General features: G+C 32.4%; 12 protein-coding genes. 8 read left to right on the forward strand and 4 right to left on the reverse strand.

Annotated features, from left to right (window positions below):
- Nucleotides 1-1,803: an excinuclease ABC subunit UvrC gene (gene uvrC, locus AJ885_RS09105; protein ID WP_070281144.1), complete on the reverse strand. Its 1,803-nt coding sequence runs from the start codon at nucleotides 1,801-1,803 to the stop codon at nucleotides 1-3.
- Complete coding sequence (locus AJ885_RS09110) at nucleotides 1,796-2,290, reverse strand: hypothetical protein (RefSeq protein WP_070281146.1); 495 nt, start codon at nucleotides 2,288-2,290, stop codon at nucleotides 1,796-1,798. Before AJ885_RS09110 ends, uvrC begins: the two co-directional genes overlap by 8 nt.
- A gap of 138 nt (nucleotides 2,291-2,428) precedes the next feature.
- Between AJ885_RS09110 and guaA the strand changes: the two genes are divergently transcribed.
- The 7 genes from guaA (at nucleotide 2,429) to AJ885_RS09145 (ending at nucleotide 12,195) form a co-directional block, all read left to right on the forward strand.
- Nucleotides 2,429-3,964, forward strand: a complete 1,536-nt coding sequence (guaA, locus tag AJ885_RS09115) for a glutamine-hydrolyzing GMP synthase (protein ID WP_070281149.1) — start codon at nucleotides 2,429-2,431, stop codon at nucleotides 3,962-3,964.
- Between the two features lie 85 nt (nucleotides 3,965-4,049).
- On the forward strand, nucleotides 4,050-5,510 hold the full coding sequence (locus AJ885_RS09120) for a hypothetical protein (protein ID WP_070281151.1): 1,461 nt from the start codon (nucleotides 4,050-4,052) through the stop codon (nucleotides 5,508-5,510).
- Nucleotides 5,511-5,749: 239 nt separating this feature from the next.
- Complete coding sequence (gene purD, locus AJ885_RS09125; protein ID WP_070281154.1) at nucleotides 5,750-7,000, forward strand: phosphoribosylamine--glycine ligase; 1,251 nt, start codon at nucleotides 5,750-5,752, stop codon at nucleotides 6,998-7,000.
- On the forward strand, nucleotides 6,997-7,449 hold the full coding sequence (locus tag AJ885_RS09130) for an RDD family protein (RefSeq protein WP_070281156.1): 453 nt from the start codon (nucleotides 6,997-6,999) through the stop codon (nucleotides 7,447-7,449). The genes purD and AJ885_RS09130 overlap by 4 nt, the downstream gene beginning before the upstream one ends.
- A complete protein-coding gene (locus tag AJ885_RS09135; RefSeq protein ID WP_070281158.1) occupies nucleotides 7,439-9,487 on the forward strand; it encodes an LPS-assembly protein LptD in 2,049 nt (682 codons plus the stop codon). The genes AJ885_RS09130 and AJ885_RS09135 overlap by 11 nt, the downstream gene beginning before the upstream one ends.
- A gap of 69 nt (nucleotides 9,488-9,556) precedes the next feature.
- Nucleotides 9,557-11,716 carry a polyribonucleotide nucleotidyltransferase gene (locus AJ885_RS09140; RefSeq protein WP_070281186.1) on the forward strand — a complete coding sequence of 720 codons (2,160 nt, stop codon included), beginning with the start codon at nucleotides 9,557-9,559 and terminating at the stop codon, nucleotides 11,714-11,716.
- Nucleotides 11,713-12,195 (forward strand): DNA-deoxyinosine glycosylase, encoded by a 483-nt coding sequence (locus AJ885_RS09145; protein WP_044780115.1) that lies wholly within the window; start codon nucleotides 11,713-11,715, stop codon nucleotides 12,193-12,195. Before AJ885_RS09140 ends, AJ885_RS09145 begins: the two co-directional genes overlap by 4 nt.
- 37 nt (nucleotides 12,196-12,232) lie before the next feature.
- Here the strand turns inward: AJ885_RS09145 and AJ885_RS09150 are convergent, their stop codons facing one another.
- Together AJ885_RS09150 and AJ885_RS09155 are read right to left on the reverse strand one after the other, a co-directional pair.
- Nucleotides 12,233-12,895, reverse strand: coding sequence for a DUF4230 domain-containing protein (locus tag AJ885_RS09150; protein WP_070248799.1), 663 nt, complete (start codon nucleotides 12,893-12,895; stop codon nucleotides 12,233-12,235).
- Between the two features lie 17 nt (nucleotides 12,896-12,912).
- Nucleotides 12,913-14,097 carry an MFS transporter gene (locus AJ885_RS09155; RefSeq protein WP_070248796.1) on the reverse strand — a complete coding sequence of 395 codons (1,185 nt, stop codon included), beginning with the start codon at nucleotides 14,095-14,097 and terminating at the stop codon, nucleotides 12,913-12,915.
- Nucleotides 14,098-14,150: 53 nt separating this feature from the next.
- Between AJ885_RS09155 and AJ885_RS09160 the strand changes: the two genes are divergently transcribed.
- Nucleotides 14,151-14,606, forward strand: a complete 456-nt coding sequence (locus tag AJ885_RS09160) for a low molecular weight protein-tyrosine-phosphatase (protein WP_070281159.1) — start codon at nucleotides 14,151-14,153, stop codon at nucleotides 14,604-14,606.
- Nucleotides 14,607-14,672: the final 66 nt, after the last annotated feature.

Here is a 14,672-nt window from a genome sequence, read left to right on the forward strand (position 1 = left end):
TCAATTTTCCTTTATCTTTTGTGCCGCTTTCTTGCCTACAAGCATTGCAAGATCTTTAAAATCAGCCTTATATATAGATTCAAAATTTCCATAATACGCTAAAAGTTTTTGTATAACCCCTGAACTAAGTCCTAAATTTACAAGCTTAGAACTTTTCAAGTCCTGTTTTTTCTTAGTATTTTGATGAAAGCTGATAGCAAAACGGTGCGCTTCATCTCTTAATTTCTGTAAGAATTGTAGTTTTTTATCGTTAATACTTAAGCTAAATTCTCCTTTTAAGGAATGAATTTTATCTCTAGCACCTCCTTTAGCCCTATGTGCTTTTGCATCGATTTTTTCTTTTGAAATAGCTAAAATATCGACATTTGCCCCACTACTTACAATAATTTCTTTAGCCAAATCAAGCAAAGCCTTTCCTCCATCTATAAGCCATAAGTCAGGGGGTGGATTTTTATCAAAGTCCAAAGCCCTACGCATTAAAACTTCACGCATTTGATCATAATCATTTTTATGTTTTAAATGAAATTTGCGATATTTTGACTTATCCCAAGAATTTGCACTATAATTTACCATAGCTCCAACATTTGCCACGCCTTGCAAATGAGAATTATCAAAAATTTCTATATCATTTGGTAAATTTTCAAGCTCAAAATAAGACTTTAATTCTTTTTGTATAGTAAAACCATGATTTTTTTGCTCTTTTTCTATATTTAAAAGTGCATTTTGAAAAGCCAAATCACAAATTCTTCTTTTTTCTCCTATTTTAGGGATTTTAATACTGATTTTTTTATCAAATCTTTGGCTTAAAATTTCTTCCAAAAGCACTCTATCTTCAAATTCTTCATAAACATAAATAACATTTGCAAGCAAAGGAATGTCCATACTAAAATTTTCTAAAATCAATTGCTTATAAATTTCATTTTTATCCCATTGTATATCATTTTTTATAGGAGTAAACTTAGAATTTGCACTGATAATTTTTCCATTTTGCGCTACAAAACGCAAGGTTGAAAGCATAGAATCTTCAAAAGCTAAAGCAAACACTTCAAAATCTTCTAATTTTGCAATATCTATTTCAACTCTAACTTCCAAATCTTTAATCGTTGCAATCTGATCCCTTACTTTAGCTGCTTCTTCGTAATTTTCATTCTGTGCTAAAACAAGCATTTGTTTTTCTAAGTTTTTGAGTAAAACGCTAGGATTTAAAAGTGCGTGCATAGCCTCATCTAAAATTTCAAGGTATTTTTCCCTGCTGATGCGTTTATCGCAAGGCGCAAGACAACGAGAAATTTGATAAAAAATACAAGGGGATTTACAACTTGCTTTTTGCTTTAAAGGATAATATAAATAAAGCGCATCTAAAAGCTCTCTAGCGCCTTTAAAAAAAGGACCAAAATATTTGATTTTGCTTTTTTTTACCAATTTTCTAGTGATCTCAAAGCGTGGGAATTCTTCTTCAAAATCCACATAAATATAAGGATAAGTTTTATCATCTCTTAGTAAAATATTATATTTTGGATGCAGTTGTTTGATAAAAGAATTTTCTAAAATCAAAGCATCAGCCTCTGAATTAGTAGAGATAAATTCCAAATGCACTGTTTCTTCAATCATTTTTTGAATTCTTAAAGAATTTCTTGGACTTGCATGTAAATTTGGAGCAAAAGCAAAATAAGATTTGACACGATTTTTAAGATTTTTAGCCTTACCTACATATAAAAGCTTTCCTTCTTGATTGAAGTATTGATAAACTCCAGCACTATTGGGAAGAGTTTTTAGCTCATTTTCTAAATTCTCTTTAGTCAAGATTAGAACCTTTTTTTATAAGTTCTCTTAAATCTTCAAATTTCTTAAATAATTTTTCATCTTTAAAGCAATTTTTAAATTCACCCTTAGAAAGCTCCAAATAAGAATTTTTAGAGAGTTTTTCATCATTTTTGTTTTTATTTACTGCATAAGTGTATTTTTGGGGAAAAATTTTTATATCTTTTATATCAACAAATCCGCTTAAAGGATATTTTTGCCCATATGCTTTTATGAGAAATTTAATATAAATTTTGCTATCATCATGATTTAATTCTTGATAAGCTGCTGGATGTAAGGTTATTATATTTAAAATATGATTTTTTACATAAATTTTAGCAATCAAACGTTGCTTGGCAAGCGGAAAAGAACTTAAAAAATCTTTGCAAAAAAATAAGGTTTTTAAAGGCTTATAATGAGGTTTATCCATCAATTCATTAATAACAGCACTAGCGTTTTTAGTCATCTTAATATTATTTCTTTTTCTCATAAGATGATTTTAGCATTTCTTTTCTTAATTTTCTTCTGTGCTTGCGGATATAAAGGCAACCCTCAATACACAAGCTATGAACAAAATGGTTCGGTAAAAACCATTAAAAAATACGAACAATTACATAGGTGGTAAATAATGAAAAAAGCAGATATTTTAGTTTTAGACTTTGGCTCTCAATACACTCAGCTTATAGCAAGACGCTTAAGGGAACAAGGAGTTTATGCAGAAATTTTACCTTTTAATGTAAGCTTAGCTGATATTAAGGCGAAAGAACCAAAAGGTATTATTTTAAGCGGAGGTCCAGCAAGCGTATATGCAACTGATGCGTATTTTTGCGATAAAGGCATATTTAACTTGGGTTTACCTGTTCTTGGAATTTGTTATGGTATGCAGCTTATGGCACATCATTACAAAGCTACAGTTGCACCTGCAGGACATAAAGAATACGGTAAAGCAAACATAGAAGTTAAAAAAGATAGTGCTTTATTTAAAAATCTTCCAAAAAAACAAACCGTTTGGATGAGTCATTCTGATAAAGTAGAAAATTTACCTCAAGGTTTTGAAGTTTTAGCCACAAGTGAAAATAGTCCTTTTTGTGTTTTTGGCAACGAAGATAAGAAATTTTTTGCTCTGCAATTTCACCCAGAAGTACAACACAGTGAATTTGGCAAAAATATCTTAAAAAATTTTGCTAAATACGCTTGTAATTGTGAAAGCGTTTGGAATATGGGTTCTTTTGCAAAAACTCAAGCGGAAAAAATCCGTGAAGAAGTAGGCAGTGATAAAGTGCTTTGTGCTGTAAGTGGCGGAGTAGATAGTAGTGTAGTTGCTGCACTTTTAGCCAGTGCTATAAAAGAGCAAGTTATAGTAGTTTTTGTAGATAATGGACTTTTAAGAAGCGGAGAAAAAGAACAAGTTGAATTTATGTTTAAAAATACCTTAGGTATCGATCTTATCAGCATTGATGCAAGTGAAATTTTCTTAAGTCGCTTGGCTAATGTTAGAGATCCTGAGCAAAAAAGAAAAATCATAGGAAATACCTTTATAGAAGTTTTTGAAGAAGAAGCAAAAAAACATAAAGATGTAAAATATCTCGCTCAAGGAACACTTTATACTGATATCATAGAAAGTTCTGTTGTAGGTGCAAGCAAAACCATTAAAAGCCATCATAATGTAGGGGGCTTACCTGAAAAAATGAATCTTAAACTCATAGAGCCTTTAAAAGAAATTTTCAAAGATGAAGTGCGTGTTTTAGGACTTGAGCTTGGACTTAGCAAAGAAGTGGTTTATCGCCATCCTTTCCCTGGACCAGGGCTTGCTATACGCATTATGGGAGAAGTAAATCACCCTAGCTTAGAACTATTGCGTAAGGCTGATGTAATTTTACTTGAAGAACTTAAAAGCACAGGTTGGTATGATAAAACTTGGCAAGCATTTTGTGTGCTTTTAAATGTTAAAAGTGTTGGGGTTATGGGGGATAACCGCACTTATGATAATGCAGTTTGCATACGCGTTGTAGATGCAAGTGATGGTATGACAGCTACTTTCTCGCATTTACCTTACGAAGTTTTAGAAAACATAAGTCGCCGTATCATCAATGAAGTAGAAGGTATAAACCGCGTTGTTTATGATATCTCAAGCAAACCACCTGCAACCATAGAATGGGAATGATCCATTTTTTCTAGCTCTTATTTTTATTATAAAATTTTTATAAAAATAAGGCTAGAATTTATTTAAGAAATTTCAAGGAAGAAATATGCATGGAAAAATAGCTATTTATATGGATTCTACAGGACGTGGAACCGTTACAAACTCAGCAAATACCTTTTTTGACTTCAATCGCCAAATTTGGAGTGATAAAAAAAGTATGCCAAGTGTTGGTATGCTTGTGGAATTTAGAACTCTTTCTAGCGAAAAAAAAGCAGAAGACGGCAAGCCCGTTCAAACAAGCAAAACCATAACGGGTATAAAACCTTCAAAATTTCAAGAATTTAAAGAAGGGGATTTTATCACTGAGCATGATTTTTGGAAAACTGATAATGATGATGAATTAGAAGACTTGCAAAACTCAAGAAGAAGTGCTTATATAACAGAACTCTATAGAACAACAGACTTTGACAGTATAGAAAAAATTCCTCTTTCTTTTACTATACCTCAAGCTATACAAAAATATTTTGCCCATGAAATTTTATCCGTAGAAACACTTCAAGCCAATCTACAAGATGAAAAGGAAATTCCTTGCATACTTGATTATCTTATACTTAAAAGATTTTTATTTAAAGCTTATGATACTTTAGTTTTTATGGATAATAGCATAGACCAAACCCAATTTAGCGCGTTAAAAAGTATCATGATGCATTTAGAGAATTCATATAAGCAAATGATAGCTGATCAAAAACCAAATATCACTAAAATTTTTAACGAAACTTTTTTATCTTTGCAGTGTCATTACCAAGCTTTAGTAGCCACCATAGATACAAGAAAAAATCGTCTAGCCTCACTTGAAGCACAAATGAAAACTTTGCAATCTGAAATAAATCTTAAAAGCAATGCGGCCAATACAGACCCTGAAAAACTTAAAGCACGACAAGAAAGATTGGCTAAACTACAAAAAGAAGCAGAATACTACAGAACAACACTAAAAAGACTTGATGCTATAAGGGAAGATTTTTATAAGAAAAATTACAATATTTTCGAAAATGCTTTTAAGCTTTCACGAGAAAAGCTTTTTAAAAAAATTGTCACAGGTTTAAATCTATGTGCAACCATAATGGATGTTAAAATTTGGCACTTATCTTTAAAATCATCAGGGGTTAAAAATTCTTATTTTACTATGAGCAATATAGAAAATTCTTTCTGTTCTCTTTCTTTTGCAGAACATTACTTAAGTCGCTTAAATAAATCCGCTCTAAATCCTTTTGATCAAAAACTTTTAGTGTATATTCAAAAAATTACAAAAGAACAAAGAAAAAAATTTTTAGTTGTCACATCGGATTTAGATTTATTATGCAAATTAAAAATTGAAAACTTTTCACAAAATCCGTATTATTTAGTAAAATACGCACCTAAAAAAGTGAATTATCAGTCTTTAATGCGTGATAACACCTTTGATATAGTCTATATTGATGAAAAACATGTTTGGGAAAATGTTGCCGATATTATTTTACAAGGAAAGCATTTTGACAAATCAGGAAAAACCAAATTTAAACTGATTTAAGACATAGAAATTTAAGCTAAATTAAGTTATAATTTCCTTGCCTAAACAGTTTGTGGTATTTAAAGTGATCCAACACATTTTTATTAACTGCGATTGTGTGATTTACCGTGTTCTGTGGCATCGTTTGAGCTTTGAAAAAAGCGAGAAGTTGCAACCTTTAAAAATTACCTAGCGGTTTTCTTTGACTTTTTGGGGTCAATCTTTGTTAAACGGCTGTTTAGGTTTAAAAGGAGATATAAATGAAAATAATGATTTTGGGTAGTGGTGCAAGAGAATATTCTATTGCTTTAGCCTTAAGAAGAGTAGACAAAAATTTAGAGTTTTATTTTGCTCCTGGAAATGGCGCTACCAAAAGTCTTGGAACAAATTTAAACCTAAAAGATCCAGTAGTTTTAGCAACCTATGCAAAAGAAAAAGGTTTTGATCTTTGTATAGTAGGAAGTGAAAGTTTTTTAGCTGAAGGGGTTGTAGATATTTTTAAACAACAAGGACTTGCTATTTTTGGGCCAAGTAAAGCTGCTGCAATGCTTGAAACCTCAAAATCTTTTATGAAAAGCTTTCTTAAAAAATACCGTATCAAAACAGCCAAATTTTTAAACACAAATGATATTGAAAAAGCAAAAAATTTTATACATAGTTTAACCCCTCCTATAGTAGTAAAAGCCGATGGACTTTGTGCAGGAAAAGGTGTTATCATAACTAAGACTCATGAAGAAGCTATAGAAGAAACAGCTAAAATGCTGAGCGGAGAAAGCTTTGGAGATGCTGGAAAACTCGTTGTAATTGAAGAATTTTTAGATGGTTATGAATTAAGCATTTTTGCAGTATGTGATGGCAATGATTTTGTTTTACTTCCTGTAGCACAAGATCATAAAAAATTACTCGATAATGATCAAGGGCCAAATACTGGCGGAATGGGTGCTTACGCTCCTAGCTCTTTGGCGAACGAAAGCTTGCTTAGAAAAGTTCAAAAAGATATTATTTTACCGACTTTAGCAGGCATGAAAAAAGAAGGAGCGGAATTTTGTGGCGTTTTATTTATAGGTGCTATGATCGTTGGAAATAAACCTTATGTATTAGAATTTAATGTTCGCTTTGGCGATCCTGAATGTGAAGTTTTAATGCCTTTAATCGAAGATCCTTTAGAGCTTATTTTAGCTGCTACTCAAAGACGCTTAAGACACGCAAAAATCAAAATCAAAAAAGAATTTGCAGTAGGGGTTGTATGCGCGAGTGAAAACTATCCTTACAAAAGTTCACCAAAAAGCGAAATTACTGTAAATAACATTCCTGAAAACTCTCATATTTCTTATGCTGGAGTAAGCCTAGAAGATGGCAAATTAATGGCTGATGGTGGAAGAGTTTTAGTTTGCGTTGGCACAGGAAAAAGTATAGAAGAAGCGCAAAAAAATGCTTATAAACTTTGTGATAATGTAAATTTCAAAGGAAAACAATACAGAAAAGACATCGCTCATCAGGTTCTTAAATGAAAGAAAATTTACAAGACCGCTTAGAGCGTGAAAATCTAAAAATAGCAAGTTTTGGAAAAAGAGTTCTAGCTTTTTTAATCGATGATATGGTTATTTCTTTGATTGTGTTTATCATTTTTTATGATCGTCTAATCCAAGCAAAAGATTTATTTGAAACGACTCAAATTATAGGAAATTTTTATCTTGGCTTCATCTTGCTTCATTTTAGTTATCAAGCAATTTTTACTTATCTTTATGGGGCAAGTTTGGGAAAAATATTATGCAAAATTATCATCTTGAATGAAAATCTTCTTGACAAACCCAATCTCATCCAAAGTTGCATCAGATCTGCCATAAGACAAGTTAGTGCTATGGCGTTTATGCTTGGGTTTGCTTGGGCTTTAAGTAATGATTTACGCAAAGCTTGGGAGGATTATCTAGCAAGGACAATAGTAGTCGATGTGGCGTAAATTTTCCCTATTGCTAGGAACTAGCATAGCTTTAAGTGCAGCACAAGTTGATATTTACGCTCTTGATGCAAAAAAAGAAGGTGATATTCTTACTGCGAACAATGATGTTATTATTTTTTCTGATTTTTATTTCATCACTGCCAATAAAGCAATTTACAATGAAAAAACCGGAGATGTTGAGCTTTTTGGCGATGTTAACATCCTAAGAGGACAAAACGAAAGATCACATTCTGATTATGCTAAAATCAACCTAAATTCCAATCAAGCCGATTTTAGTAATTTTTTCTTTTCCAATAACAATCTTGAAGTATGGTTTCAAAGCAAAACAAGCCATCTAAATGATAAAGTCTTTGAAAGTAAAATTTCAGCAGTTTCAAGCTGCAATGTTGAAGATCCTGATTGGGAAATTCGTTTTTCAAAAGGCTGGCTTAACCGGGAAACCAATTTTGTTCATCTTTACAATGCAAGATTATATGTTAAAAATACCCCGGTTTTTTATCTACCTTATTTTGGATTTAGTGCTGATACTCATAGACAAAGCGGGCTTTTAATCCCAAAAATCGTTTTAAAAAGTAGCGAAGGCTTATACTATGAACAACCTATTTATATTGCCACTCAAGAAAATTGGGATTTAGAACTTGATCCACAAATTCGAACAAACCGTGGTTTTGGACTTTATTCTACTTTAAGATTTCTTGATTCTCCATATTCAACAGGAGAATTAAATTTTGGTGCTTTTAGGGAAAATAGCTCCTATTTTCACGATGAAAATTTGAAAAACAAAACCCACTATGGAATAGAACTAAAATACTCAAGAGATGATTTAATCAAATCTTTACTCAGTGATAATTTTCAAGAAGGCCTATGGATAGATGCAACCTATCTCAACGATGTGGATTATTTAAATTTAGGAAGTAGAGATTATCGAGATCTTAACTCGCTTGTAACCTCCAAAATCAATTATTTTTTAGCCGATGAAAACAATTTTTACGGAGCTTATGCAAGATATTATATCGACACATCTAAACTTAGCAACAATACAACCTTGCAAGAATATCCAAGCTTTCAATATCATAGATTTTTAAATAACCTTTTTGATGAACGCTTGCGTTATTCATTTGATGCTTCATTTCATAATTTTTATCGACCTGCTGGTTCTTATGCAAATGAGTTAAATTTAGACTTGCCTATCTCGTATCACAATGCTTTTTTTGGAGACTTTTTACACTTTACTTTTACAGAAAGATTTTATGCTTCTTTTGTAAATTATAGCAACGATCCCGAAAGAAACCATGAGCATTATTTTAGAAACACTCATGATTTTAATCTCTACACCGATCTTTCAAAAGCTTATGAAAATTTCTTTCATACTTTAAATTTAGGAGTGAATTACATTTTACCAGGAGCAAAATCAGGTAAAATCGCGCAAGATTATCTTGAAGAATACGACAAAGAAAACGAACATACAAGTCTTTATGCTGTGCAATATTTCTATAACAACGAAGGACAAAAAAAACTCAAACACAGATTTTCACTTGACTATCTCAATAAACAAAATAAATTCTATGAACTTGAAAATCTTTTAACTTATTATTTTAATGCAAACATCAATCTCAACAGCGAAGTGCTTTACTCTTATGAACAAAGTCGCTTTACCAATGTCATCAGCCAAATAGAAGTCAATACAAATTCAAAATTTAATTGGATGTTTTCTCATGCTTATCAAAACGATGAGTATGGAAAATATAGCTTTATTGGCACAAGAGCAAATTATATTGCCACACCTAATTACAATTTATTTGGTGGAATTTGGTTTGATGCTCAAAGAGCTCATGCAAACATGTGGGAACTTGGCTATACCTACCAAAGAAAATGTTGGAACTATTCTTTAATGTATAGAGAAAGAATCGATCCACAACTCACAAGTGGTGGCATCACAGCTAAAAATCAAAGCGGAGTTTATTTTATTTTCAACTTCTATCCTTTAGGAGGAGTAAAATACGATTTCTCTTTAGCAGAAAGTGAAAACAAAATTTAAAAAGGATAAAATTTGCTAAATATTTTAAAAAATTTTACGAATTTATTATCTGGTAAAAAAGGAAAAGTAATGCAATACAGCATAGAAATTAACAAAAATACAGAAATATTTGATATAGATAAAGTCGCCAAACAAGCTGCCGGTGCTGTTTTAATGAGACAAGGCAAAAGCGTTGTTCTAGCTACAGTTGCAAGAGAAGAAAAACAAGTTGAAGAAGATTTTTTACCCCTAACCGTCCAATACATCGAAAAAGCTTATGCCGCAGGAAAAATCCCTGGTGGTTATGTCAAAAGAGAAACCAAGCCAAGTGATGCAGAAACCTTAACAGCGCGCATTATTGATAGAAGCTTACGCCCTCTTTTTCCAAAAGGCTATGCTTATCCGACTCAAATCGTTGTGATGGTTCTCTCAGCTGATCCTAAAGTAGATTTGCAAGTAATGAGCTTAAATGCCGCAAGTGTGGCACTTTATCTTAGTGATATACCTATGAAAGCTCCAGTATGTGGTGTTCGCATAGGAAAGATAGATGGAAATTTCATACTCAATCCAAACAATGAAGAGCTTCAAAATAGCACCCTAGATCTCTATGTAGCAGGTGTAAAAGATGAGCTTTTGATGATAGAAATGAGAGCCTTACCTGATCAAAAAGAAAATGAAATCTTTATCGAAGCTCCTTATGCTGATGTTTTAACTCAAACCACTTCACAAAATATGAATGAACTTAGCGAAGATGAAATTTTAGAAGCTCTAAATTTAGCTCAAAAAGCTATATTAAATGGCTCAAATGCTTATGAAGAAGCCTTTGGCAAACACAAAAAAAATTCTCAAATCGAACTAAAAAATGAGATTGAACATCCTGAAATTTTAGCTTTTATAGAAAATAATTTCCAAAAACAAATCAAAGAAGCCATCAATCAAATGGCAAAAAGCGAAAGAGCAAGCGAACTAAATAAAATCGCTAAAGAAATTTTAAATCTTGAAATCGCTAAAGACTGGAGCGAAGAAAGTATCTTAAATACCTTAGCTAAAGTCAAACGCAAACTTATTCGTGAGCAAATTTTAAATGAAAGCAAAAGAGCTGATGGTAGAAGTTTAAACGAGGTTCGTCCTATCAGTATAGAAACCAATCTCTTGCCAAACGCTCATGGCTCTTGTCTTTTCACTCGTGGACAAACTCAAGCTCTAGTGGTTGCAACCTTAGGCGGAGAAAACGATGCTCAAATGATAGACTTGCTTACAGAAAAAAATCCTATAAGCGAACGCTTTATGGTAAATTATAATTTTCCAGGTTTTTCAGTAGGCGAAGCAAGTCCTATCAAAGCTCCAGGAAGAAGAGAGCTAGGACATGGAAATTTAGCCAAAAGAGCACTTTATCCAAGCATAGATGAAAACTATCCTTATGTAATCCGCTTAGTCAGTGAAATTTTAGAAAGCAATGGCTCAAGTTCTATGGCAACGGTTTGTGGCGGATCTTTAGCCCTAAAAGCAGCAGGAGTGCCAAGCTTAAAACTTGTTGCAGGAGTAGCCATGGGGCTTATCTTTGAAGATAGCAAATTTGCTGTTTTAACAGATATCATGGGACTTGAAGATCATGATGGGGATATGGACTTTAAAGTAGCAGGAAGCAAAGACGGCGTTACTGCTCTTCAAATGGATATAAAACTAGGCGGAATCGATCAAGAAACACTAAAACAAGCTTTATACCAAGCCAAAGAAGGAAGAATTCACATCCTAAATATCATGGAAGAAGCCGCCAAAGAAATCGTAGTCAATGAAGAAGTTTTACCTAAACTTGAGCTTTTTAGCGTTGATCCTTCAAAAATCGTTGATATCATAGGGCAAGCTGGAAAAACCATCAAAGAAATCATAGAAAAATTTGGCGTTTCTATAGACTTAGATCGCGAAAAAGGTGAAGTAAAAATAGCAGGTAATCAAAACGAGCAAATCAAAGCCGCAAAAGACTACATCATAAATATCACAAGCTCTCAAAAAGGAACTAAAAAAGGCTCTAAAGACAAAGATATATCAGACTTTGAACTTGGGCAAGAATTTCAAGGTATTGTTAAAAAAATCGCTCCTTTTGGAGCCTTTGTGGAACTTAAAAATGGTGTTGATGGTTTATTGCATAGTTCAAAAAGCAAGCATCTTAATTTAAGCGAAAACCAAAGCTTAAAAGTTAAAATCAGCGAAATTAAAAACGGAAAAATTTCTGTGGATTTGTGCGAGTGAGTGAATTTCTAACTCACCCTTTTGAGCCTTTTTTTGACAAGGATTCTAAAATCTTAATTTTGGGCTCTTTTCCTTCTATCAAATCAAGACAAGACGGCTTTTATTATCAACACCCAAGAAATCGTTTTTGGCCTATACTAGAAACACTTTTTGATGTAAAATTAGAAAATATCACAGAACAACAAGCCTTTTTAAGAAAAAAACATATCGCTCTTTGGGATGTACTTCAAAGTTGCAAGATAAAAAATTCAGATGATAAAACCATAAGCTATGCAAAAGCCAATGATTTAAACCTAATCCTTTCTCAAGCCAAAATCCAAGCCATTTTTACCACCGGACAAAGTGCTTATAAATTTTTTACTAAATTTCACTCTCATTTAAAAGCCGTAGCCCTACCCTCAACTTCTCCTGCAAATTTAAATTTTTCTTTTGAACAGCTTTTACAAAACTATGAAATAATCAAAAAATTTACAAAATAGCAAACTAAGCATCGCCCAAGCAAGAAAAGAAAAAAAGCTAGTTTACATCTAGCTTTTGCGTGTTATCTTTAAATTCAAATTCCACTCTCTTAGCCCCAAAACCTTTAGCAATAGCTTCTAAAGTATCCTTAGCACTTTTATGAATTTTGCTTTCTAAATTTTGGATAAGATTTAAAGACAAGTCTTTAACCTCATCTTTGGCTTCTTTTATGAGTTTGTTTTTATCACTTTCGCTAAAACTAATCCCCGTACTATTGATAGAATCAGGTAGCAAAAAAGGTAAAAATTTAGCATTTTTTTCATCATAAAATTTCATATCTATGATGCTGTGTTTATATCTACACTCTGGCATGATGATCTTATAAGTATCATCTCCTAAAGGCAAAATATCAAAGTTTTTATCCCTTAAATCATACAAGAAAGTGATCTCAAATTCAAAAATCAAAGCAATCTGTCTTTCACTCAAAGACCATCCTAAAAGATTTTTCCAAATTCCATTAAAAGCACTATCTTTTTTAGTGACAATCTCTTTGCTAAAAACCTGAAAAACACTTAATTCTCCTATGGATTTAAGCTGCATGATATCACTAAAACTTTGCGTACTTTTTTCTTCTATTTTAGGGCTTTTATACTGCCTAAAAAGCACTACAAACAAAAGCACAAGTAAAATCATCACTAAAACAAATAAAATCATTTCCATTTTAAACCTTTCTAAATTTATAAACCTTGATTTGAAAAGATATATTTTTTCTCAAACGCTAAGAAAATAAAAGCATTAATGATAAAAATCAAACACACAAAAGTAAAAACAAATTCCACACTAAAATGTGAAGCCATAATCCCTCCGCCAAAAGCTCCACAAAAATTTCCCAAAAATTGACAAGTTTGATTAAAACCAAAAATCACACTTAAATTTTTAGCACTCACACTTTTTTTAAGCAAGGCATTCACACAAGGCAAAAGCCCTCCAAGTCCTACACCTATAAGCAAACGCACGAAAATAAGCGTATAAACATTACTTGCTACAGCCTGCAAGTAAAAGCAAATTCCACAAAATATCAAAGCTATCAAAATAATCTTACTAGGCCCTATCTTATCGGCGATTTTTCCAAGTTTTGGTGCGAAAAAAAGATTGCTAATCCCACTTGCAGCCACCACTATACCTGCCCAAAGAGCCAAATTTCCACCTTGATGAATTTGCTCAACATAGATACTTAAAATTGGCATCACTCCAAAAGTGCCAAATTGTATCACAAAAGTAGTGATAAAAAGAACGATGATAAGGGTTTTGTTTTCTTTTACTTTTTGAGTATTTTTCTTCGCCTCTTTTTGAATTTTTCTCTCATGGATGAAAAAATAAATCGTCACAAAAGAACAAGCGATCAAAAAAGCCACCACATCAAAAACCGCACTAATGCTAAAAAATTCAGCCACAAAGCCACCAAACAAAGGCCCAAGCAAACTTCCACTTATAGAAGCCGTAGAAAGAGTTCCTAAAGCATAAGCCACTTTTTCTTTAGGCGCTATTACAGCGATAAACACAACAGCAGCAGAAGTAAAACCTGAAATTACCCCTGTTAAACCCCGCACAAAAACCACTTCTAAAGCACTATGAGCAAAACTGAGCCATAAGGTTAAAACCGACATTCCAAAACTTGCACGAAGAAGCATATTTTTATAACCATACTTTGCACCCAAAAAAGCCCATAAAGGCGAAAAAACAGCCATAAAAAGCGGAGTGATCCCAAAAGCAAGTCCTGAATAAAACGCTATTTCACTCGTATCAACATGTCCTAGTTCTTTGATATAAAAAGGCAAAATCGGAGCGATTTGACTAAGCCCCATGCTTGTGGTAAAAACACCAAACCAACACACAAGCAAAGTTCTATTGAAATTTTCCATGGATTTATTGTATGATATTTTTTATAATTTTTAATTAAAACTCAAGGATAAAAATGAAAAAAATACTCTTTATATGCTTAGGCAATATATGCCGTTCACCTATGGCAGAATTTATCATGAAAGATCTTGTCAAAAAAGCAAATTTAGAAAAAGAATTTTTTATAAGCAGTGCTGGAACTTCAGGAGAACACGATGGAGAAGGTATGCACTATGGCACCAAAAACAAGCTTGCCCAACTTAATATAGAACACAAAAACTTCACAAGCAAAAAACTCACTCAAAAGCTTTGCAATGAAAGCGATTTTTTAATCACCATGGACAATTCTAACTTCAAAAATGTTTTAAAAAACTTCACCAACACTCAAAGCAAAGTTTTAAAAATCGCTGATTTTAGCCCTAGTCTAAACTATAATGAAGTCCCTGATCCTTGGTATAGTGGAAATTTTGATGAAACTTATAAAATTTTATCCCTAGCTTGTAAAAATTTACTTGTTTTTTTATCAAAATAATTTAAAACAACTATATATTACTTCTCGTTTACTTTTTAGGCTTATACTTCTAAACGAACCGAAAAA

This window comes from Campylobacter sp. BCW_6464, from assembly GCF_001762775.1.
Classification (GTDB): Bacteria; Campylobacterota; Campylobacteria; order Campylobacterales; family Campylobacteraceae; genus Campylobacter_D; species Campylobacter_D jejuni.